This window comes from Clostridium sp. LS, from assembly GCF_002760435.1.
Taxonomy (GTDB): Bacteria; Bacillota; Clostridia; order Clostridiales; family Clostridiaceae; genus Clostridium.
The window spans coordinates 22025-43966 of record NZ_AUUU01000046.1 but is presented as its reverse complement, the minus strand read 5'-3'; the positions used below and the strand labels follow the sequence as shown (position 1 = coordinate 43966).

Sequence of the window (21942 nt, the reverse complement as noted above, 5' to 3'; positions counted from 1 at the left end):
AATTTTAAAATCTTAAAATGTTACGTATATGTTTGTAATTCAATTGGAATAAATCCATCCTGGGATGGACTTGAAAGATTTAGAAAATTTTATTTATGGGAGCGTGAAAAATAATGGCAGATATTAAATGGATTAAATTAGCTACTTGTATGCCTGATGATGAAAAAATGAAATTAATAGATGCAATGAAAGAAAGGGATACAATCCATTATGTGTGGATAAGAATACTTTTACTAGGTGGAAAGCTTAATGCTAATGGTGAAATATTTTTATCAGAGGGAAAGCCTCTTACTGCAAATATGTTAGCTATATTATTTTCCAGACCAATAGATGCCATTAAACTTGCATTAAGAGTTCTATCTAAATTTGGAATGATTGAAATAGCTCCTGATAAAGTAATCAGAATTGTAAACTGGGACAAGTATCAAAATATAGAAGGAATGGAAAAAGTTCGTGAGCAAAATAGAAAAAGAGCTGAGACTCATAGAGAAAAGAAAAAATGGGAGAAGAAGTCTAGTAAAAGTGATGCTCAAGAAAGCTATGAAGATGAAGTTTTAGAAGAAAGCATAACTTTGAATGAAAATGAGCAATTAGAACAAAAGAAAAATTCATCAGAGGAGAATTATGCGCCAGAAGAAAATAAAGCTCTTGATGAAAATGCAACATTAGAGAATTTAGAAACAAGGGAAGAAGCTTCTGTAAATACTGATACTGATGAAGCAGCTAGTGATATCAGTTCGGAAATTGCTAATAATAAAGATATCAGTAATAACATTATAGAAATTACTGATAATAATAGTACTGTTACTAAAAATACTAGTAACGTTACGCAAAATAAAAGTAACGTTACAGTAACGCAACAGAATAAGAAAGAGATAGAGAATAAGATTAAGAAGGAGAAAAAAGAAATAGATAAAGATAAAAATATAAAAAGTACAAAAAGGATTTTTGATTTAAATAATAAAAGCTTAACTTATGACATGAATAATAAAAACTTAGATTGTAATGAAGCAGTAAGTCAACCTAATCTCTTTGATAATAATAATAATGGGTCGGTAGAAGAGGTGGATATAAATTCTAAGGCAATGGAGCTTATGAAGTATCATGAAAAAATAACAGGAAAACCAGGTAGTTGTGAGTATGTTGCGCTTAGATCAGCTATTGATCTTTACGGAGAAAAGTGGGTTAAGAAGGCTATGGATGTTGGGTTTCAAAAAAATTGTCCAGACATAAATTATGCAATTGGCGTATTAAAAAACTGGAAGAGAGATGGATGTCCAGAAGATAATGTGGAGGTGAAGAAAAATGGCTTTAGAGGCACTAGAAAGAGTAACACAGCAGATAAAAATGAATTTGCAGGATTCAAGCCAAAGGAACCACGAAAACTTACAGAAGCTGAAAGAAAGAGGATTGAGGCAAATCTCATATAGGTGTGACAAATGCTGCGATACTGGATGGATACTTATCAAGCAGGAGCATATGCAGCCTCTTGCTGTAGCTTGTGAATGCAGGAAAATAGAAAAGCTAAAAAGTGAGTGGAAGTATTCAGGAATCAATGTTGAACAAAGTAAACTTACTTTTTCTAGTTTTGAAGTTTGGAATGAAGCGTCAAGTAGAATCAAGGATACTGCTGCAGCGTATTGTACTGATTTTGATGAAATAAAAGATAATAGGCGAAATAGTATTTTATTATGCGGACAGGTTGGCAGCGGTAAAACGCACTGCAGCATTGCTGTTGCATTAAACTTTTTAAAGCAAAGGATTAAAGTAGTGTACATGCCTTATCGTGATGTAATCACAAAGATAAAACAAAACATGATTGATGAAGAATATTATACTAGGACAATTTCAAAGTATCAATTATGCGAGGTCCTTTTGATTGATGACCTCTTCAAGGGGAAAGTAACTGAGAGTGATGTAAATATTATTTTTGAAATCATTAATTATAGGTACCTTAACTTTCTGCCTATTATAGTCAGCAGCGAATTTTCTATTGATAGACTATTAGCTTTTGATGAGGGGGTTTCTTCAAGAATATATGAAATGTCAAAAGATTATGTAGTAGAAATTGAGAAGGATATTAGGAATAATTATAGGCTTAAGTAAGAGTGTAAAAAGTGGGCTTTCACATTTGGCTGCTCGCACTTACTCCTATGAATGTGAGTAGGAATTTCCTTAATTTTGCCTAATCTGTTATGAAAATGTGATTTTAGAAGAAAAGATAAGAGTAATTCAATGCAAGAAATAATTTATATGAGGAGGAAGTAAAAATGAAAGCATCAGGGATAGTAAGAAATCTCGATAACTTGGGAAGGGTTGTAATACCAAAGGAAATAAGAAAAGTGTTAGGCATTAATGAAGGAGATCCAATCGAAATAGCTAAGGTTAACAATGATATAGTTTTAAGGAAATATAGTAAAGGATGCATCTTTTGTGGAAGTGATAAAGATATAAGTGAATTTAATAATGTGCTTGTTTGTAGTGGCTGCAGAAAGACTTTAGGACAGAATTAGAATGAACAGACCGAAAGATTTACCTAACCGTCTGGAATGTGCATATTGCAAGAGGAATTATAAACATGGTGGAGAATGTCAGGGGAAAAGCACGAACAGAAATGAAGATGGATGTCTTTATTTTAGTATGAATGAAAAAGGTTGTATAAGAAATTTAGATCAAAGTATACCTTTTAATCTATATAGTGATATTCCACCAGTTGGTATGTGGAGAGATGGATGGACTATATATAATCAAGATACTCAGATCAGAATAAATAAGATATATGCTTTAAGCTGGAATGAAAGAAAAGGTTTGTTGTATGTTAAATGTAACTTTGATTATTTTATTAATGAGTTTAGTGAAGATTATAAAAAAGAAGCTAATAAGCCAAATCTAAAGATTATAAAATAAGTTAATATGGAATGAATATTTTATATTATAGAAGTATTAAAAAGATAAAATTCTGAGAAAAGGAGATAAACAAATGGATAGTTTACGAATTTTTAAAGATGAACGCTTTGGAGAAATAAGATGGTTAAAAATTAATAATAAAGATTATGCTGTTGGAATTGATATAGCAAAAGCTTTAGGGTATAAAAATCCAAGAGCTGCACTTTTAAGACATTGTAGGGGTGTCGTGAAACACGACATAGGGGTAGTAACAGGAAAAAGGAAAGATGGAACGGATGCTATCCAAAATGTAGAAATGAGTTTAATACTGGAAGGGGATGTATACCGCCTAACTGCAAAATCCGAATTGCCAGGTGCAGAGAAATTTGAGGCATGGATCTTTGATGAGGTATTGCCTAGCATACGAAAAACAGGAATGTATGCTACAGATGAATTATTAGATAATCCAGATTTACTTATTGTTGCAGCTACTAAGTTAAAAGAAGAGAGAAAAGCAAGGGTTGAAGCCGAAAATAAAGTGAAGTTATTAGAGCCTAAAGGACAATTTTATGATGATGTTGCAGGCTCTAAAGATGCAATTGAAATGGGACATGTTGCAAAGGTTCTTGGAATTAGAGGAATGGGAAGAAATAGGCTGTTTTCTCTACTTAGAGATAAAAAAGTTTTAGATAAAAATAATATTCCTTATCAGCAGTTTGTAGATTCTGGTTATTTTCGCATATTGGAACAAAAGTATACTGTACCTAGTGGAGAAACTAAAATTAATATAAAAACCATGGTATTTCAGAAGGGGATAGATTTCATAGGAAGAAAGATTAGAGAGTTATAAATTAAAGATTTGTATGAGAATTCATATATATAAATGGAGGCTATCCTATTCGTAAGGACAACCTCCATTTTTAAAAAAAGCAACTAAGCTACTTCATATTTAGTAACTTGTCTTTGAGTCAATTGAGCACTAGATTTCTTAACTAAATCGCCAGAATTAGTTTTGAAAATATTCTTGGCAATAACAACATCCATAAGTGCATTTACTTCATCTTTAGTGAGAGTAGATTTAACACCACTAACGCTTAAAGTAGTCTTTAAACCAGCAGCAGTTAAAAAAGTCATAGCTAAAGTGTATTCCATTTAACATACCTCCAATCTTAAAAATTTACTTAGGAATGCTATCCTAAGCATTTAATAAACTAGAAGATTCATTTATAAAGTAATCTCTAGTTGAAGCTTCCATAACGCCTTTTATTGCTTCAGCAACATCATAGACATTTTGAGGAGCAGCATCTGTTTTTACACCAGAAAAAGTCTTCTTGCTGTAGATCGCGTCCCCCGCTTTATCAGTCCCGCTTTGAACTTCAATGCTTAGGGATGCAGTTTGAATTGATTTTGTTACAGCCATAGTTTTTACCTCCTTCATTTTGTTTTCATAAAGGATATATGGACAAATGTTCGCTATTACATAAATAAATAAAATTTATTTGTTTTTTAATCAACAAAAGAACTAAAACAGATTAAAAGTATTCAAAGGATAAGTATGTAGTAATAATAAAAAAATAAAAGCTCTCGGTTTTGTAGATCAATTTGTATTGTGCTTTTAGCACAATAGTTTTTGATAGATGGCAATATTGTTAAAATAAAAGTGATAGTTATAATTAAAGTATAGTTAAACATTGATTGGAGGAATAGTAATGGAATATGAAGTTCAAAAACACTTGCACTATGCTGGAATACCAAGCTTTAATCTTTATCCAGTAACCAGAGATCTTAATGATGTAGATATTGTTGTAATGGGAGTACCTTTTGATAGTGGTGTTACTAACAGACCAGGTGCAAGGTTAGGACCAAGAGCAATACGCAATATGAGTCAGTTGACATGTTGCTTTAAATATCCATGGAATTGTAAATTAAGCGATGAGGCTAAAATTATAGATTATGGAGATATTGGTTTTTATGTTGGTGCTGATACAACAAATATAATGCTTGAGGAAACATATAAACATGCTAAAAAGATCATTGATGCGGGTTGTAAGCTCCTTACATTAGGTGGAGATCATACAATTCCTTATGGTATGGTACGTGCAGCAAGTGAAAAGTATGGAAAGCTTGCATTACTACATTTTGATTCACATCAAGACAGTACACCAAGTACAGGAAAAAATGTTTCACATGCAAATTTTGCATATGATTTACAGGAGGAAGGATGTGTTGATCCAAGCCATTCAGTACAGGTATTTATACGTACAGAAATGTCTGAATGTGGATACAATATTATTTATGCTCAAGATGCAGTCTTTATGAACATGGAAGAATTGGCTGAGAAAATTAAAAAGATTATTGGGGACATGCCTGTGTATATAACATTTGATATAGACGCATTAGATCCTTCAGCAGCTCCAGGAACAGGGACTCCAGTTATTGGAGGACCATCAACAGCTCAAATGCGTAAACTATTGTATAACTTAAAAGGGTTAAATGTAGTTGCAGCAGATTTAGTTGAAGTTTTGCCGGCATATGATCATAGTGAAATTACGGCTTTAGCAGCAGCAAATATTGCTCAGGATTTAATGCATCTTATGTATGAAAAGTAATAGAAATAGAATAAAATTTATAAATCAAAGGCGATTTTCAAATTAGATTTTGGGGTCGTTTTTTTTTGATAGTGTAAAGAAAGCAATAAAAAATATAAGTAAAAATCAACCGGAATTTATTAACCAGAGGAGGCATAATTATGAAAAAGAAAATTTTAGGTAGTATGCTTGCAGTATTTATGATGTTTTCATTGGCTGCGTGCGGAAATGGAAAAACAGTCGATAGTTCAGCAAAAAAAGAAGGTGAACTTACTAAAGTAACGTTAGGTATGACTACATGGCCAACAAATGAACTTTACTATCTTGCAAAAGAAAAAGGAATCTTTGAAAAAAATGGACTGGATGTAGAGATTCAAGAATTTACTTCTACAACAGAAAGTTCAAATGCATTTGTAGGTGGCAAATTAGATTTTTGTACAGCCCCATCTTCAGAAACAATAGCCCCATATAGTCAAGGAGGTAAATTTAGTGTTGTCTTAGTTTCTGACAAATCGAATGGATGTGAAGGGTTGATTGCTAAGCCAGAAATTAAAAGCATTAAAGACTTAAAAGGAAAAACAGTAGCTACTCAGTTATATAGTGTTGATCATATGTTTTTACTAACACTTTTAAATGATGCAGGGATGTCAAAGTCAGATATAAATATTGTTGACATGTCAATTCAACAAGCAGGTAATGCTTTTGTTGCTGGGCAAGTTGATGCAGCCTGTGTCTGGGATCCATATTTCTCAAATGCAAAGAATTCAGGTGGAACAGTTCTATATTCCTCAAAAGATAATCCAGATTTAATTACGGATGCACTTTTAGCTTCATCTGATATAGTAAACAATAAGCCGGAAGTTGTGCAAGCAGTTGTTAAAAGTTTTTTTGAAGCTAGAGAATATTGGAAGCAAAATCCTGATGAAGCAAATGAATTTATGGCTACAAAAATGGGTGTAGATAAAAAGGAATTTGCTAGCGAAATGGAAGGTCTAATTATTCCTGATATTGATGAAGAACTTAAATTATTTGAAGAAGCTGATAACTATACTTATTGGGGATATACACAAAATAAGATTGAAAGCTTTATGAAAGAACTTGGAGTTATAACTAAGGAGGTTGATTGTAAAGATCTGCTTAATGATAAGTTTGTAAAGGAATATGCAAAAAGCAAGTAGATAAAATGGAAAACGTTATGTACGAATGATGCATAACGATTTTTCTATTTTTTAAGTTAATTAGTTCAATATACATACTATGGGTTGTTGTAGATCCATATAGTAAAATTGATTGTTTTACATAAATATGTTATAACTTAATATAAATCTGGAAAATTATTTTCATTTATGATTATTAATATGATAAAAGTCAAAACAAAATTAATAAAATATAAATGTAAATTTATAAAAAATGGGGCGGGGGTTGTTGAAAAATGAATTGTGAAGATTTACTTCATATAAAGCAGCTCAAAGAGGGCTTAGAGCTTATTGCAGGTGAAAGTGGATTAAACCGCTATATAAGATGGTTATATTTTGCAGATTGCATTCAATGTTTGAGTGAAGATTATGATTTTGGTGAGCTGATTCATGGCGGAGAGTTAGTTATTGTTACCAATGAGAGTTTGACGAATAATGAAAAAAGAATGCTAGAAATTATTAGAACAGCGGAAGAACAAAAAGTTGCAGGAATTGTTATTAATGAGGGGCAGATTTTAGATTCAGTTAAAAACATTTGCAATGAATTAGAAATACCTCTATTTGAAATATCTATTAATTTGCATTTGATAGATTTTTCTCAAATAATTTGCAAAGCATTAGTGGAAGAAGAAAGCAATGCAAATTCAATGGAACGAATTTTATCTAATATTTTGTATGTAGACAATTTTTCAGTAGAGAATATAATTGAACAAGCTCAGTATTATGGAATTAATTTAAATAGAAGTTATCAAATTGCAGTATTTCATATTGATAATTTAAATGAGGAGCTACAAAAATTACAGATTAAGGATAATGGTTATATTAATGAAATAAAAGAGAACATAAAAAAAAGTATAAAAAGGGAATTTAATAATTATGGACTTAGACATATGATGACATTAATACAAGGTGAATTTGCGGTAGCATTAATTCCTACAGATATGTTTAGTGATGATTTATTAATTATGATACTGAAAAATATTGTGAAAAAGGTTGAAATGTCATATCATCTACAAATAGTTGTTGGGGTAGGAAGTAGTTATAGCTATATAGAAGAAATAAAGCTTAGTTATCAAGAAGCAAAAAATACAATAAAAATTTCAAATATTTTGAATTCTAAAGAACAGATTTATTTCTATAATAATCTTGGATTATATGCATTTTTAAGTCAAATTAAAAATGATAAATTTTTAGATAATTATAAAAATAGTAAATTAAAAGTATTAGAAGATGCTGACAAAATTCAGGATGGATGCTTATGCGATACTTTAGAGGCTTATTTAGATAATAATTGTAATGCAAATGCAACTGCAGAAGCTTTATTTATTCATAGAAATACTATGCGCTATAGAATGGACAAGATTAAAAAGATATTAGGAACTGACTTAACAGATGTATCATCATTTTTAGAGTTAAAACTTGCTTTTGCAATAAAGAAATATCGTGATAATATTAGTGTCTAGCAATAACATATAACATAAATTTATGTGGTGATAAAACGAAATGATATATATTTTTATTCCGCAGGGCTATGAAAATTTCTCATTCTTTGTGCTAAAGGCACAAGTATAATTATGGATTGATTCCATTGTCAATGAGTTAGTTAAAAGCTTATAATTAAATCAAGAAATAAAGGAAAAGCAAAGGCGCTTTAAATATAGAAATATATTTATGCGTTTTTGCTTTTTTTATAAGCAAAAAGAGAATTAACACAAGAAAGGAAGTAAAGATTATGAAGATGATAAAGGCAATAATAAGACCAGAAAAATGTGAAGAGGTTTTAAAGAAGATGTGTGACAATGGATTTCGTGCTGTAACACGATTTGGAATTTTGGGGAGAGGAAAACAAAGAGGATTAAAAGTAGAAGATGTATATTATGATGAAATTCCTAAAGAAACCCTAATGATTGTTGTAGATGATAGTGATGTTGATAAGGTTACAGATATCATCGTTAAGAATTCGAGGACAAGCAATGAAGGTTCTTTTGGGGATGGGAAAATATTTATTCTTCCAGTTGAAAAGGTAATAACAATAAGTAACGGTAAAAATGAATTATAGGAGGCACATTTTATGAAGCAAATTGTTGTAATAATAAGACCTAATTTGTATTTTAAGACAAAACAGGCATTAAGCGATCACAGATTTTTTGCAATGAGTTCCAAAGAGGTGCTTGGAAGAGGAAAACGAGCAGTTCAATTTACATCAGGAGAAGGGGATCCAGCCACAGATGATATATATAATAATACGTTAATTGCAAAAAAAATGATCGAAATGATAGTTAGAGATGAAGAAGTTGATGAAGTCATTAATGTAATTATGTCTGTAAATCATAGTAATATGAATGGCGATGGAAAGATTTTCATTTTACCTGTTGATGAAAGCATAAGAGTTCATACAGGTGAAAAGGGTGATGATGCGTTAATGTAAAACTAGTGTTATTAAGGAGTGAATTATATGAAAGCTAAGGGAGATAAAGGTGATTTTAGGCTAAGAAAAGATATAACAAAATCTCGTTATGGAATAATTACAATATCAACGTTTGTTATTATTTTTGCTTTATGGCTTGCAACTAATATGAGCGGCTATGTAAAAGAAATGTTTCTTCCATCTCCTATTAATGTTATTAGTGATATTGTAAATGGAGTAAAAGAAGGAAACTTATGGAATAATATGGGAGCTAGTATTTACCGTATTACAATGGGATTTATTTTAGCAGTTGTACTTGGTGTACCGCTTGGAATTTTTGCAGGGTGTTTTAAACCATTTGAAGCAGTTATAAATCCAATTTGCGAATTTATAAGATATATGCCTGTACCAGCATTTGTACCTCTTGTCATGGTATGGTGCGGCATTGGAGAAACAGCTAAGATTATGGTTGTATTTTTAGGAGCTTTTTTTCAGTTGGTTTTAATGATTGCTGATGATGCAAGATCAGTTCCAGATGATTTATTATCTGCAAGTTATACTTTAGGAACAACAAGGTGGACAACAATAACAAGGGTATTGATTCCAGCTATGGCTCCCAGAATGATGATTACATTAAGAATGATGATTGGATGGGCTTGGACTTACTTAACAGTTGCAGAACTTGTTGCATCTAGTTCGGGTTTAGGATATCAAATATTGAATGCACAAAGATTTTTCCATACGCAAAGTATTTTTTCTGGTATTTTAGTAATTGGCCTTTTGGGGTTGATTACAGATAGAATATTTGCATTTGTAACAAAGAAGATGTTTCCATGGAATGAGTAAGAAGGAGGAATAAAAAATGTTAGTAAAAGAGAGATATAATAATGCTGGTGCCAGCTTAGAGGCAACTGTAGCAAGCACTAAGATTCTTGTTAAACATATTGATAAGATTTATACCTCCAATAAAAAAAGCACTACGGCAATTAAAGATGTGTCAATAAACATTCAGGATAACGACTTTGTATGTATTGTAGGACCTTCTGGATGTGGAAAATCTACATTGTTACATATGCTTGCTGGATTAGATTTTCCTACAGTTGGAGACATTATTGTAAATGATAAAAAAGTGACTGGACCTGGACCTGATAGAGGCATGGTATTTCAATCATATACTTTGTTTCCATGGATGACAGTAGAGGATAATATCAAATTTGGACTAAAAACTAAAAAAATGTCTAAAGAAAAACAAGATGAAATTACTAGCAAATATTTGGATGTTATAGGACTTAGCAAATTCGCTAAAAGTTATCCTAAAGAATTATCAGGTGGTATGAAACAGAGAGTAGCAATAGCAAGAGCTCTTGCAAATCAACCAGAAGTGCTGTTAATGGACGAGCCATTTGGAGCTTTAGATCCACATACAAAATCTATGATGCAGCTATTACTTCGAGAATTATGGGAAAAAGAACATCCTACAGTAGTATTCATAACACATGATATTGATGAAGCAGTGTTTTTAGCTAATAAAATATATGTTATGTCGGCAAGGCCAGGAAAAGTTATCAAACAAGTAAATGTATATCTACCGCATAAAAGAGAATTGGAATTAAAAGATACAAAAGAATTTATTGAAATCAGAAAAGGAATTAACAATTTATTGTATGCCCCAGACGGACATAATTAGAAACTCGATAAAAGAATAGTAATAGAATAGAAAGGAAGTCTTAATCGTGTTAAGAGATGAATTACCTAAAATCATTACAGGTTCTGTACCTGGACCAAAATCAAAAGAGTTATTAAATCGTAGAAATGCAGCTATACCTAAAGCATTAAGTGGAAGTACTTATCCAATTTGTATTAAAAGAGGAGAAGGCGCAATTTTAGAAGACTTAGACGGAAATAAGTATATTGACTGGATTGGAGGTGTTGGCGTTTTAAATGTTGGATATACAAGACCGGAAATAGTAGAAGCTGTAAAAGAGCAGTCAGAAAAATATTTCCATACAATTTTTAATGTTGTTGTACATGAGGGTTATGTAGAGCTTGCAGAAAAATTTAATGAGATAATGCCTTGCCGCGGAACAAAGAAAAAGACTTTTTTTGCTAATAGTGGTGCTGAGGCTGATGAAAATGCTATAAAAGTTGCAAAGGCTTATACTAAGCGTCAAAATGTAATTTGTTTTTCAGGAGCATTTCATGGCCGTACTAATTTAACTATGGCATTAACAGCTAAAAAAGCTTATTCACTTGGAATGGGACCTTTCCCAAGCGGTATTTACAGAACAGAATTTCCATATCTTTACCGTGCTCCTAAAGGCTATACAGAAGAGGAAGCTATTAATTACTATATAGAAAAACTAAAAAAGATATTTGATGAAGCAACTCCAGCTTCTGATGTTGCAGCAATGCTTATCGAACCAATTCAAGGAGAAGGCGGATTTGTGCCTGCACCAATTGAATGGGTAAAGGCGGTACGGAAAATTTGTGATGAAAATGGAATTTTGATGATTGCAGATGAAGTTCAATGTGGTAATTGCAGAACAGGAAAATATTTTGCATCAGAGTATTGGGCTGAAGCTGGAGCAGCTCCGGATATTGTTGCTACTGCAAAATCTATGGGGGCAGGTATGCCAATTAGTGCGATTACAGCAAGAGAAGAAATTATGGATTCTGTAGTTCCAGGAACTATTGGTGGTACTTTCTGTGGAAACCCACTTGCATGTGCTTCAGCATTAAAAACAATGGAAATTATGAAGAAGGAAGACTTTTCAGGAAAAGCTGCTAAAATTGCAGATAAAGTAATGAAAACTTATATGAGATTTAAGGAAAAGTATGAAGTTGTAGGCGACGTTCGTGGTTTAGGCGCAATGATTGGAATTGAGTTTGTAAAAAATAAAAAGGATAAAGAACCATATCCAGAATTGGTTAATAATTTAGTTCAAGCAGCTATTCAAAAAGGATTATTAATTGAAAATGCAGGATCTGCTGGTAATGTTATTAGATTCCTTGCACCACTTTGTATTACAGATGAACAGTTAGATAGAGGATTAGAAATATTTGAAGAAACACTAAAGGAAACATTAGATAAATTAAGTTAAGGATACTATTGTAATATAAGATGCTCAGTTAGTATTAGGTTACTCATTGGGCATGATTTGTTTATGAATTGATATGCAAGAAGGAGATGACAAAATGAAGTTTGATTATAATTTACCTGTTAATTTGATTTTTGGACGTGGCAGGGTAAATGAAGTTGGCCAAATAGCTTCAAAATATGGGAGTAAAGCGTTGATTGTAACAGGACATAGTAGTACTAAAAAATCTGGTTTATTAGATCGTACTATTACATATCTAAAAAATGCAAATATATATTGTATTGTTTTTGATAAAGTAAGTCAAAACCCATTAACCACAACAGCATATGAAGGAGCGCAAATTGCAAAGAATAAGAAATGTGATGTAATTATAGGTCTTGGTGGCGGAAGTATTATGGATTGTGCAAAGGCAATAGCTTTTATATGTAAAAATGATGGCGATATTAATGATTATATTTTTGGAAGATTGAAGAGTGATGAGGCGCTTCCTATAATACTGATTCCTACAACATGCGGTACCGGTAGTGAAGGAAATGGTTTTGCTGTTTTAACAAATCGTGGAAATGGAGACAAGAAATCACTTCGCTGCAATGCAATTGTGGCAAGTGCTTCTATTATAGATTCTGAATGCATGATGACTATGCCAAAAAGTATTTTAGCATCTGTTGGTTTTGATGCTCTTTGTCACTGTATGGAAGCCTACATTTCAAGAATTGCACAGCCTATTTCAGATATGATTAGTCTACAGGGAATAGAATTAATAGGAAAATACCTTGTACCATTGTATGAAGGCAGTGATGATCCAAAAGCGTGGGATGCCATAAGTTTAGCAAGTACATTTGGAGGCATGGCTATTAATACTGCAGGTGTAACGCTGCCACATGGAATGGAGCACCCAGCAAGCGGCCTAAGAAATATTGTTCATGGAAAGGGGCTTGCAGCACTTATACCAGTCGTTTTTGAAGAAAGTATAAAAGAGTGTCCAGAGAAATTTGCAGACATTTCAAGACGTTTAGGCGGGAAAGATGAAAATGATTGTGTTGAAAAAATAAAAGAATTATTAGAAAGATTGGATTTAACTACTACATTGTCAAAGCAGGGAATAAAGGAAGATGATGTGGATTGGATGGTTGAAAATTGCTTTAAGGTATCAAGTGCAGGTATAAATTATCATCCAGTAACTTTTAATCATGAGGATATAAAAAGAATGTATTTAAAATCATTATATTAAAAAATTTATAAAGAAGCTTATTAGATTTTGTATGGAGGATTTTAATTATGAGAGTAAAAAAAATAGTTGATTTATCTTGGCCATTAACAAATAATACTCCAATTTATCCTGGAGATCCTGAACCCAATATAACAGTTGCAACTACCATTGAAAAAGAAGGATATAATTTATCTAGAATTATTATGGGAACACAGACTGGGAGTCATGTAGATGCACCCTATCATTTTCTTAATGGAGCAAATACCATAGATAGGATGGATTTGAGGATGTTTTTTGGAGAAGCTGTTGTTATTAAAGTTACGCATAAAAATAAAAGAGAAGAAATAACACTTAAAGATATTAAGAAATACAGAGATAAGATAAAAGAGAATGATATTATTCTTTTCAATACCAATTGGTATAAGAAAGTAGGTACTGATGAATATTTTGATCATCCGTATATTTCAATTGAGGTTGCAGAGTTTTTAATAGAAAAAGGCGTTAAATTTATATGTATTGATACAATTAATGCTGATGCAACAGGAGGAAGTGAATTTCCAGTACATGATTTATTTGCAAAGAGTAACTGTATGATTGGAGAAAATATGGCATATTTTGATAAGATTGATTTTGAAAATGTGATTATAGCTTCATTTCCAATGAATATAGTTGGATGTGATGGCTCACCAGTCAGAATAGTTGCAATGGAGAGTGAATAAATACGTATATTTCATATACTAGAAAAAATTAAGATAGTACTGAATTTCTAAGATTAGAAAGGTAATGAATTTGTTGTATTAAAGCAAGGAGGAAGATATATGAAAAAAATAGTAAGTATATTAGTATCAATGTTTATGTTGTTAGGTTTATATGGATGTGGTGCAAACAACAATACAAATAAAATAGATAATACAACTGCACAGGTTTCAGATGAAAAAATAATTAAAATAGGAATTACTCAATGGCCAGGATCTTATGTATGGTATGGAGTTGAAAAAAGAGGTTTCTTTGAAAAAAATGGAGTAAAGGCAGAGGTTCAAATGTTTCCAGTTTACTCAGACGGTATAAATGCACTTGCATCTGGTAACATAGATATGTTTATGGCATCTTATTCTGATACAATAGCGCCATATAAAAATGGAAGCGAATTCAAAATAGCAATGGTTGAAGATTATTCAGCTGGATCAGATGGTATAGTAGTTAAAGATGGAATTAATTCTTTAAAAGATTTAAAAGGTAAGAATGTTGCAACAGAGTTTGGGTCAGTCGATCAAATGTTCTTATACAAGTGTCTTGAGAAAGAAGGACTTAAAAAAGATGACATTAACCTTACAAATATGACTATAGGTGACGCAGGTAACGCATTTATTGCTGGACAAGTTGATGCAGCTGCAATTTGGGATCCATCTTTATCTCTTGCAGTTGAAAATGGAGGAAAATTACTTTATACAACAAAGGATACTCCAGGATTAATACCAGCTGTAATGGCAGTTAATAATGAGACACTAGAAAATAAAAGGGATGACGTTAAGAAAATCATTAATGCTTGGTACGATGGAATTGAAGATTTTAATACAAATCATGATGAGTTTGTCAAATATGTTGCAGAAGAAGCAAAAATTTCAGCTGATGATTTTAATAAACTAATGAGTGGAGTAAAACTTGCAACATTAGATGATAATGCTTTAGCATTTGAAAACTCTAATGACAATATGAGTCTTGAGTATTCTGGAAAAGAGCATGCGGAATTCTTAAAAAGCGCTGGGCTAATTGATGATGTACCAAAGGATATAGCACCACTACTTGATGGGTCAATTGTTGATGAAGTAATTAAAGAAAGAAAAAAATAAGGAAGTTAAATATAGGAGGATAATTCTATGGAGAATTTAATGAAAATGTATATTGATGGTGAATGGGTCACATCTATAAGTGGAGAAACTCGTGAAATTATAAATCCAGCAAATGGAGACATTATTGGTATATGTACTGAAGGTGATGAAAGAGATGTTAAAGAAGCTGTGAAGGCGGCTAAAAGAGCATTTTATGAAGATGGTTGGATGGATACTACTCCGGATGTACGTGCAGCACTTTTACTTAAAACTGCTGATTTACTTGAAAAAAGAAGTGAAGAGTTTGCTCTTATAGAAACTATTAATAATGGTAAGACTTTGGACGAATCAAGATATGATATAAGTGACTCTGTACACTGTTTAAGATATTATGCAGGAATCATTAATAAACCAAGTGGTCAGACATTTTATGTTGAAGATAATGTTCAAACTATGGTTATAAGAGAACCTATTGGTGTATGTGGTCAGATTGTTCCATGGAATTTTCCTTTGCTTATGGCAGTGTGGAAACTTGCTCCAGCACTTGCAGCTGGAAATACTGTTATATTTAAACCAGCAGAGATTACACCAATGAGTGTGATAAAGCTGTTTGAAATATTTCATGAAGTGGGTATTCCTAAAGGCGTGGTAAATATTGTTTTAGGTTCAGGTTCAAAAGTAGGACAGGAAATTGCATCAAATATGGATATTGATAAGATTGCATTTACAGGTGGTACTTCAACAGGAAGAAAGATTATGAGTTCAGCAGCAGCAAACATTAAAAATATTTCATTAGAATTAGGAGGAAAATCTCCTAATATTATATTTGCTGATGCTGATATGGAGTTAGCTCTTGATTACGCACTTTATGGAATTTTTCTTAATCAAGGTCAGGTTTGTGCAGCAGGTTCCAGGCTGCTCTTAGAAGACTCGATTTATGATGAATTCATAGAAAAGTTAAAACAAAGAGCAACTAAAATAAAGGTTGGTAATGGAATAGATAGAGATACAAAAATGGGGCTTTTAATTAGTAGAGATCATATGGAAAAAGTTTTATCATATATAGAAATAGGGATAAATGAAGGTGCAAGATTAGTTTGTGGGGGACATAGAATTGTGGATAATGGCATGGATAAAGGCTTTTTTATTGAACCTACAATATTTGCGGATACTACCCCAGATATGAGGATAGTCAAGGAAGAAATATTTGGCCCTGTACTTGTAATACAAAAATTTTCAGATGAAAAAGATTCTATAAGATTGGCCAACGATTCGGAATATGGACTTGCAGGAGCAGTATTTACCAAAGATATTACAAAGGCTATGAGAGTAATTAAAAAATTAAGAGCAGGGATTACATGGGTTAATAATTATCAGCCTGCTTACTGTGAAGCTCCATGGGGAGGATACAAGCAAAGTGGTATAGGTAGAGAACTTGGTACAATCGGCTATGAAGAATATACAGAAGTAAAGCAGATTAGTATTAATTTAGCCCCTAAGCCTAATTACTGGTTTTAGTAATTAAATGTTATATAAGTATAGATAAGAGTTAAATTTTATCTATACTTATATTTTATTAGTTTTTATTAAGCAAATTTAGTATATAAAATTGATATATCTGTTTTAGGCATTATATACCATAATATTGACTTGGAGTAATTATTTGCTTATAATTTTATAAAATTATAAAATCTGTATTTTAATATATTTAACAAAACTATCAAATAAAATAGTTTTGTATTTTGGATGTATTTACATTGTTATTTATTATTTAGGAAAAGATAGAGTAACAGTTACACCTTTATATAATTGACTGCATATGTAAACAGCGCCATTGTGACGATCCATAATTCGTTTAACAATAGCTAGGCCTACACCTGAACCTTCAAATTCTTCTTTTGAGTGAAGCCGCTCAAATATGCGAAACAGTTTGTTGGAATATTTCATATTAAAACCAACTCCGTTATCTTGAATTGAAATTTCATAACTATCTTTTCGATCATCTAAAAAGACATTAATAATTGTTATATCATTTTTGTTAGAGAATTTTAAAGAGTTGCTTAAAATATTTTGTATTAAAAACTTTAATAAAGTTTTATCACCATTAATAGTTGGTAATTTACCAAGATTAAATTTGATTTTGCGGCTGGGTTTTTCTAAAGAGGTAAGTTCATTCATTATTTCGTTAAAGAGGCTGTGAAGGTCGACAGCAGTATAATTACATTCTAATTGCCCCATTTTAGAAAATTCAAGCAAACGTTCAATCATAAGAATAATTTCACTTGATTTATTATCAATTCTGTTCATAATTTCTAGGGCATCTTCAGTTAGTGTATTACCTAATTCTAAGCTGAGAAGATTAGAAAGCTGTTTAATAACATTAAGTGGTGATTTTAAATCATGAGAAACAGTATGACAAAATTGGTCAAGCTCCTTATAGGCAGATTTTAATTCATTTGATTGTGATGCAAGCTTAATATGAGTTTTAACGCGGGCTATTAATTCTGAAGATTTATAAGGCTTTACAACATAATCTTGTGCTCCAAGTGAAAAACCTTTTTGAATACTCTCTTCATCTTGATCTGCTGTCATAAAGATTATTGCAATATCTTGATAAAGGGGATTTTTCTTTATAATATTACATATTTCAAATCCATTTATTTTAGGCATTATAATATCCAGCAAAATTAAAGTTGGAATTTGCTCTTTAATAAGTTTTAAAGCTGTCATACCATTATTAGCTACACGAATGGGGTATTTTAAACTTTTAAGTATAGAACTAGCAATACGAATATGTTCTAGGCTATCATCAACAATTAATATATTGATATTGTTTTTTGAACTCATATTCTACTCCTTTCTAAATTTGGACAATAGATTAAATTTATTATAGATTATATCAGAGAATTATTTGCTTGCAAAGATAAGGTACAATCAAAAAAATAATAGACCAATAGGCCATATCTATTATTTTCTTCTATGTTCCTAACAGTAAACAGTAAGAGGTGCACTATTATGAAATATTCCGTAAGCCAGAAAAATATAAATATTATTATTTCTATAGCCTTTTGTTTTATTGTATTTTTGATTATTGACAGTTTTACATACATACGCTCCAGTGTACAAGCTGAACAAGAAACAGAGAAAAGGAAAACACAATATCAAACCATGGGTAGTATACTAGATACAGCATCAGATGATTTGACAGAAGAAGTTAGAAAATTTGCAGTTACTAAAGATATAGAACATTTAAATAATTATTGGAAGGAAGTAAAGATTGATAGAAATAGAGAAAAAGTTATTGAAGCTTTATCTTCTTTGAATTTACCCGAGTCTGAAGAACGGTTGATTTACCTTGCAAAGGATTATTCTGATTTTTTAATGGATTCTGAAATAAAATCTATGCGTCTTGTATTAGATACTATGAACATAGATGAAGAAAACTTACCTAAGGAAGTTCGACAATATAAGTTGAATGTAGTAGATAGGGGATTGAGCAATGAGGAAAAGTTAGAAAAGGCCAGACAGCTTATATTAGGAGAAGAGTATACTATAAATAAAAAAATAATTACAGATGCAATTGATAAATTTAATGAGACTATGAATGCAAGATTAGAAGATGAGCTTAATCAAAATAGAGAAAGAACCACTCATGCACTTATTGTGCAGATAATATTACTTTTTTTAAGCTTAATTTTAGTATGTTTGGTTTTGGTTATTTCTTATGTATTTTTTATTTTTCCTATTCAAAACTATACAAAAAAACTAAAGGATGGAAGTTTCAATAATGCTGAAGCTATGTTAGAGCCACAAGGTTCAAAGGAATTATACTTGTTTGCGGAAAAATTTAATGACTTATATAGAAGTTTATTGGAAGCAAATAAAGCTAAAAGTCAATTTTTAGCCAGTATGAGCCATGAAATAAGAACTCCACTTAATATAATTATGGGATATGAATATTTATTAGAAGAAACTTCGCTTAATTCAGAGCAAAGGCAATATATTAAAAACAGTAAGTTGGCAGCAAAGGGATTATTACAGATTATTAATAACATTCTTGATTTTTCTAAGTTAGAAAATAACAAGATGCAATTAGAAAACATATCTTTTGATTTAGACGAATTTTTAGAAGAGGAAAATCAGATATTTTCATATACTGCTTTAAATAAAGGTCTTTATCTAAAATTTGATATTGATAAAGATGTACCACGCTATGTTAAAGGGGATTCCTTAAAATTAAATCAAGTCCTAAACAATATCATATCTAATGCTATTAAGTTTACTAGTAAAGGTGGAGTTACTGTAAAAGTTTCATCAGCTACGATGGAAGTAAATAAAGTAAAATTAACTTTTGAGATTGAAGATACTGGAATAGGTATATTAGAAGAAGACAAGAAAAGAATTTTTGAGGCCTTTGAGCAATCAGATGTATCCATTACAAGAAAATATGGAGGTACTGGACTTGGTCTTTCTATATGTAAAAAAATAATAGACTTATTTAATGGGAAGATTACAGTTGATAGTGTTTATGGTAAAGGTTCAAAATTTACTATTGAAGTAAATTTTGAAATTGGAGAAAAAGAAGCTGTATTAGAAGATAAAAAAATTAACTCAGAAAAAAATATGAAATTTAAAGGAAAGCAGATACTTCTAGTGGAAGATAATGAGATTAATCAAGCGGTAGAAAAGGAAATGCTCAGATCTTTAGGCTTAAGGGTGACTGTTGCTAAAAGCGGTCAGAAAGCAATTGAACTGTCTAGAAAGATAAAATTCGATGTTATTTTTATGGATATCAGAATGTCTGGAATGGATGGATATAAAACAGCTAGAGCGATTAGAAAATTAGAAGAAAATAGATTTACGTATATAATTGCATTGACAGCAGATGCTGAAAATAACTCAGTTAAAAGAGCAAAAGAAGCTGGAATGGATGATTTTATAACTAAACCTTTAAATTTAGATCATATTATTAGGATTTTAAGAAAATATTTTGAAAATGATAAAATAGAAATAATAAATGAATCAGTAAATAAAGCAGCCAAAGAATATGATAGTAAGTATCTTATGGCAGGCAGTGTTATAAAAAACTTAAATGGCAATGAAGAATTATATTTTGAACTTTTAAGCTCCTTTATAGAAAAGCATAAAGATGAAGTGAATATTTTGAAACATTTCATTGAAACAGAAGATTATCAAAATGTAAAAGAACAATTGCATATGTTAAAAGGAGTCTGTGGCAGCATTGGGGGGAATATAGTAAGAAAAAGTATAATAGAACTAGAAGAAGAATTAAAATCTGAACAATATTCAGGCAGTAAAATAAATTTACATATAGAAGAGTTTATAGATAACTTTGATAAAACAATAGAAGCCATAAGGATTTTATTAGAAAAAGTGTCCTTTAGTAAAGAGGAAACAGATATTGATTTAGATTCAAATAAAAGTTTTAACGAAGTTCTTAATGAATTTATGAAATACTTAAAATTTAGTGACATTGAAGCAGTTAATATTTTTGAATCTAGCAAAGATTTATTTAGGAAGAACTTTAGTAAAAATTTATTCAAAGAACTGCAAGAATATATTGAAAAATATGATTTGGACAAAGCGTATTATATATTAAATGAAATAGGGGATAATAGCAATGTATGAGATTCTTTTTGTAGATGATGATGAATGTATAGGCTTTATAGCATCAAAATTTAAATTATGGAATAATAGTAATTTTAAAATTAAAAGTCAGGCTAGAAATGGCAAAGAAGCACTAGAAATTTTAGAAAAGGAAACCTTTGATTTAATTATTACAGATATAAGAATGCCAATAATAGACGGCTTAGAATTAATTAAAATCATGAGAGAAAATGGAGATAAAACGGCAGTTATCTTATCAAGTACATATAGTGATTTTGAATATGCTAAAAAAGGGTTACAATTAGGTGCAATAGATTATATAGTAAAACCATTTTCAGAAGAAGATTTATCAAAAGCTCTTTTTAGAACTGAAAAGCTGCTTTTAGAAAATGAAAAAGAAACAAAGAAAATAATTTCTGATGATTCTATTTCAGAGGCAAAAATACAGCAATGGTATAATCATATAATCCATTATGAAAGAAGCAAAAGCCAATTAATAGGGGAGTTTTATAGAGAATTAGAAGAGTTATTCCCCGAGAAAAATGAAATATATCCAAAGTTGATTAATAATATAATATTACATGAAATTTGGAATAGAATATGTAATACTTTTCCTTGGATTACTTATATAGAAGATTTCAAAGTGATTTCACAAGATGGACAATTTACGTTCGAGGTAGAGGTTTTGGTGGAAAGCTTGCAGTCTATTGTAAAACAATATGAATTAAATAAGTATGACAGCGTAATTAATAAGATATGTTCAATTATAGTTGAACATATAAGCAATGATAAGATATTAGATGTAGTATCGTCAGAGGTAGGGTTAAGTAAAGATTATATGGGAAAATTATTCCGTAGTAAATTAGGCATGACTCTGGGAGAATACTGTACCAAAGTAAAAATTCAATATGCAAAGAAAATGCTACAAGATAGTAATATGAAAGTATACGAAATAAGTGAATTTTTAGGTTATTCTACAGTAGATTATTTTTCAAAACTATTTAAAAATAATGTTGGACTTACACCAATGCAGTATAGGAAACAACTGATTGTATAACTGAAAGAACGGAAAAGTATAGGAAAATATCTGAATTATTAGG

Annotated in this window: 22 protein-coding genes; 19 read left to right on the top strand and 3 right to left on the bottom strand. The window is 30.9% G+C overall.

Features of this window, described 5'->3' with window-relative positions; genetic code table 11:
• Positions 1 to 113 precede the first annotated feature (113 nt).
• From COL3_RS11880 to COL3_RS11860, 5 genes are all read left to right on the top strand, one after another.
• Positions 114 to 1430 carry a phage replisome organizer N-terminal domain-containing protein gene (locus COL3_RS11880; protein ID WP_008423924.1) on the top strand — a complete coding sequence of 439 codons (1317 nt, stop codon included), beginning with the start codon at positions 114 to 116 and terminating at the stop codon, positions 1428 to 1430.
• A 49-nt stretch (positions 1431 to 1479) separates the two neighbouring features.
• Positions 1480 to 2106, top strand: coding sequence for an ATP-binding protein (locus tag COL3_RS11875; RefSeq protein ID WP_008423926.1), 627 nt, complete (start codon positions 1480 to 1482; stop codon positions 2104 to 2106).
• A 164-nt stretch (positions 2107 to 2270) separates the two neighbouring features.
• Positions 2271 to 2513 carry an AbrB/MazE/SpoVT family DNA-binding domain-containing protein gene (locus COL3_RS11870; RefSeq protein WP_008423928.1) on the top strand — a complete coding sequence of 81 codons (243 nt, stop codon included), beginning with the start codon at positions 2271 to 2273 and terminating at the stop codon, positions 2511 to 2513.
• A gap of 1 nt (position 2514) precedes the next feature.
• Positions 2515 to 2907 carry a hypothetical protein gene (locus COL3_RS11865; protein ID WP_008423929.1) on the top strand — a complete coding sequence of 131 codons (393 nt, stop codon included), beginning with the start codon at positions 2515 to 2517 and terminating at the stop codon, positions 2905 to 2907.
• 73 nt (positions 2908 to 2980) lie between these two features.
• On the top strand, positions 2981 to 3736 hold the full coding sequence (locus tag COL3_RS11860; RefSeq protein ID WP_008423932.1) for a phage antirepressor Ant: 756 nt from the start codon (positions 2981 to 2983) through the stop codon (positions 3734 to 3736).
• A gap of 83 nt (positions 3737 to 3819) precedes the next feature.
• Here the strand turns inward: COL3_RS11860 and COL3_RS11855 are convergent, their stop codons facing one another.
• Together COL3_RS11855 and COL3_RS11850 are read right to left on the bottom strand one after the other, a co-directional pair.
• Complete coding sequence (locus COL3_RS11855) at positions 3820 to 4038, bottom strand: DUF2922 domain-containing protein (RefSeq protein WP_008423935.1); 219 nt, start codon at positions 4036 to 4038, stop codon at positions 3820 to 3822.
• A 43-nt stretch (positions 4039 to 4081) separates the two neighbouring features.
• Complete coding sequence (locus COL3_RS11850; RefSeq protein WP_008423937.1) at positions 4082 to 4306, bottom strand: DUF1659 domain-containing protein; 225 nt, start codon at positions 4304 to 4306, stop codon at positions 4082 to 4084.
• A gap of 289 nt (positions 4307 to 4595) precedes the next feature.
• On the opposite strand from COL3_RS11850, the gene speB reads away from it, so the two are divergent.
• The 12 genes from speB (at position 4596) to COL3_RS11790 (ending at position 16732) form a co-directional block, all read left to right on the top strand.
• Positions 4596 to 5495, top strand: coding sequence for an agmatinase (gene speB / locus COL3_RS11845; protein WP_008423940.1), 900 nt, complete (start codon positions 4596 to 4598; stop codon positions 5493 to 5495).
• A 140-nt stretch (positions 5496 to 5635) separates the two neighbouring features.
• Entirely contained in the window at positions 5636 to 6652 is a 1017-nt protein-coding gene (locus COL3_RS11840; RefSeq protein ID WP_008423942.1) for an ABC transporter substrate-binding protein, read from the top strand.
• Positions 6653 to 6906: 254 nt separating this feature from the next.
• Positions 6907 to 8133 carry a PucR family transcriptional regulator gene (locus tag COL3_RS11835; RefSeq protein ID WP_008423945.1) on the top strand — a complete coding sequence of 409 codons (1227 nt, stop codon included), beginning with the start codon at positions 6907 to 6909 and terminating at the stop codon, positions 8131 to 8133.
• 269 nt (positions 8134 to 8402) lie between these two features.
• Positions 8403 to 8729: a P-II family nitrogen regulator gene (locus COL3_RS11830; RefSeq protein ID WP_008423947.1), complete on the top strand. Its 327-nt coding sequence runs from the start codon at positions 8403 to 8405 to the stop codon at positions 8727 to 8729.
• A gap of 12 nt (positions 8730 to 8741) precedes the next feature.
• The gene (locus COL3_RS11825; protein WP_008423949.1) at positions 8742 to 9098 is read left to right on the top strand and encodes a P-II family nitrogen regulator; all 357 of its coding nucleotides are present in this window, start codon (positions 8742 to 8744) and stop codon (positions 9096 to 9098) included.
• A gap of 27 nt (positions 9099 to 9125) precedes the next feature.
• Positions 9126 to 9923, top strand: coding sequence for an ABC transporter permease (locus COL3_RS11820; RefSeq protein ID WP_008423951.1), 798 nt, complete (start codon positions 9126 to 9128; stop codon positions 9921 to 9923).
• 16 nt (positions 9924 to 9939) lie between these two features.
• On the top strand, positions 9940 to 10764 hold the full coding sequence (locus tag COL3_RS11815) for an ABC transporter ATP-binding protein (protein ID WP_008423953.1): 825 nt from the start codon (positions 9940 to 9942) through the stop codon (positions 10762 to 10764).
• 46 nt (positions 10765 to 10810) lie between these two features.
• Positions 10811 to 12178, top strand: a complete 1368-nt coding sequence (locus COL3_RS11810) for an aspartate aminotransferase family protein (protein ID WP_008423954.1) — start codon at positions 10811 to 10813, stop codon at positions 12176 to 12178.
• Between the two features lie 94 nt (positions 12179 to 12272).
• Positions 12273 to 13406, top strand: a complete 1134-nt coding sequence (locus COL3_RS11805) for an iron-containing alcohol dehydrogenase (RefSeq protein WP_008423956.1) — start codon at positions 12273 to 12275, stop codon at positions 13404 to 13406.
• Positions 13407 to 13453: 47 nt separating this feature from the next.
• Positions 13454 to 14104 carry a cyclase family protein gene (locus COL3_RS11800; RefSeq protein WP_008423958.1) on the top strand — a complete coding sequence of 217 codons (651 nt, stop codon included), beginning with the start codon at positions 13454 to 13456 and terminating at the stop codon, positions 14102 to 14104.
• A 99-nt stretch (positions 14105 to 14203) separates the two neighbouring features.
• Positions 14204 to 15235 (top strand): ABC transporter substrate-binding protein, encoded by a 1032-nt coding sequence (locus COL3_RS11795; RefSeq protein WP_008423960.1) that lies wholly within the window; start codon positions 14204 to 14206, stop codon positions 15233 to 15235.
• Between the two features lie 27 nt (positions 15236 to 15262).
• Complete coding sequence (locus COL3_RS11790; protein ID WP_008423962.1) at positions 15263 to 16732, top strand: aldehyde dehydrogenase family protein; 1470 nt, start codon at positions 15263 to 15265, stop codon at positions 16730 to 16732.
• A 249-nt stretch (positions 16733 to 16981) separates the two neighbouring features.
• Here COL3_RS11790 and COL3_RS11785 read toward each other — a convergent pair whose 3' ends face one another.
• Entirely contained in the window at positions 16982 to 18061 is a 1080-nt protein-coding gene (locus COL3_RS11785; RefSeq protein ID WP_008423963.1) for a response regulator, read from the bottom strand.
• A gap of 168 nt (positions 18062 to 18229) precedes the next feature.
• Here COL3_RS11785 and COL3_RS11780 point away from each other — a divergent pair, with 168 nt between their 5' ends.
• Positions 18230 to 20863: an ATP-binding protein gene (locus COL3_RS11780; protein ID WP_008423965.1), complete on the top strand. Its 2634-nt coding sequence runs from the start codon at positions 18230 to 18232 to the stop codon at positions 20861 to 20863.
• Positions 20856 to 21899: a response regulator gene (locus COL3_RS11775; RefSeq protein WP_008423967.1), complete on the top strand. Its 1044-nt coding sequence runs from the start codon at positions 20856 to 20858 to the stop codon at positions 21897 to 21899. The genes COL3_RS11780 and COL3_RS11775 overlap by 8 nt, the downstream gene beginning before the upstream one ends.
• Positions 21900 to 21942 lie beyond the last annotated feature (43 nt).

Coding starts and splice junctions, on each gene's coding strand:
- COL3_RS11880 (WP_008423924.1), top strand. CDS start 114: ATGGCAGATATTAAATGGATTAAATTAGCTACTTGTATGCCTGATGAT.
- COL3_RS11875 (WP_008423926.1), top strand. CDS start 1,480: ATGCAGCCTCTTGCTGTAGCTTGTGAATGCAGGAAAATAGAAAAGCTA.
- COL3_RS11870 (WP_008423928.1), top strand. CDS start 2,271: ATGAAAGCATCAGGGATAGTAAGAAATCTCGATAACTTGGGAAGGGTT.
- COL3_RS11865 (WP_008423929.1), top strand. CDS start 2,515: ATGAACAGACCGAAAGATTTACCTAACCGTCTGGAATGTGCATATTGC.
- COL3_RS11860 (WP_008423932.1), top strand. CDS start 2,981: ATGGATAGTTTACGAATTTTTAAAGATGAACGCTTTGGAGAAATAAGA.
- COL3_RS11855 (WP_008423935.1), bottom strand. CDS start 4,038: ATGGAATACACTTTAGCTATGACTTTTTTAACTGCTGCTGGTTTAAAG.
- COL3_RS11850 (WP_008423937.1), bottom strand. CDS start 4,306: ATGGCTGTAACAAAATCAATTCAAACTGCATCCCTAAGCATTGAAGTT.
- speB (WP_008423940.1), top strand. CDS start 4,596: ATGGAATATGAAGTTCAAAAACACTTGCACTATGCTGGAATACCAAGC.
- COL3_RS11840 (WP_008423942.1), top strand. CDS start 5,636: ATGAAAAAGAAAATTTTAGGTAGTATGCTTGCAGTATTTATGATGTTT.
- COL3_RS11835 (WP_008423945.1), top strand. CDS start 6,907: ATGAATTGTGAAGATTTACTTCATATAAAGCAGCTCAAAGAGGGCTTA.
- COL3_RS11830 (WP_008423947.1), top strand. CDS start 8,403: ATGAAGATGATAAAGGCAATAATAAGACCAGAAAAATGTGAAGAGGTT.
- COL3_RS11825 (WP_008423949.1), top strand. CDS start 8,742: ATGAAGCAAATTGTTGTAATAATAAGACCTAATTTGTATTTTAAGACA.
- COL3_RS11820 (WP_008423951.1), top strand. CDS start 9,126: ATGAAAGCTAAGGGAGATAAAGGTGATTTTAGGCTAAGAAAAGATATA.
- COL3_RS11815 (WP_008423953.1), top strand. CDS start 9,940: ATGTTAGTAAAAGAGAGATATAATAATGCTGGTGCCAGCTTAGAGGCA.
- COL3_RS11805 (WP_008423956.1), top strand. CDS start 12,273: ATGAAGTTTGATTATAATTTACCTGTTAATTTGATTTTTGGACGTGGC.
- COL3_RS11800 (WP_008423958.1), top strand. CDS start 13,454: ATGAGAGTAAAAAAAATAGTTGATTTATCTTGGCCATTAACAAATAAT.
- COL3_RS11795 (WP_008423960.1), top strand. CDS start 14,204: ATGAAAAAAATAGTAAGTATATTAGTATCAATGTTTATGTTGTTAGGT.
- COL3_RS11790 (WP_008423962.1), top strand. CDS start 15,263: ATGGAGAATTTAATGAAAATGTATATTGATGGTGAATGGGTCACATCT.
- COL3_RS11785 (WP_008423963.1), bottom strand. CDS start 18,061: ATGAGTTCAAAAAACAATATCAATATATTAATTGTTGATGATAGCCTA.
- COL3_RS11780 (WP_008423965.1), top strand. CDS start 18,230: ATGAAATATTCCGTAAGCCAGAAAAATATAAATATTATTATTTCTATA.
- COL3_RS11775 (WP_008423967.1), top strand. CDS start 20,856: ATGTATGAGATTCTTTTTGTAGATGATGATGAATGTATAGGCTTTATA.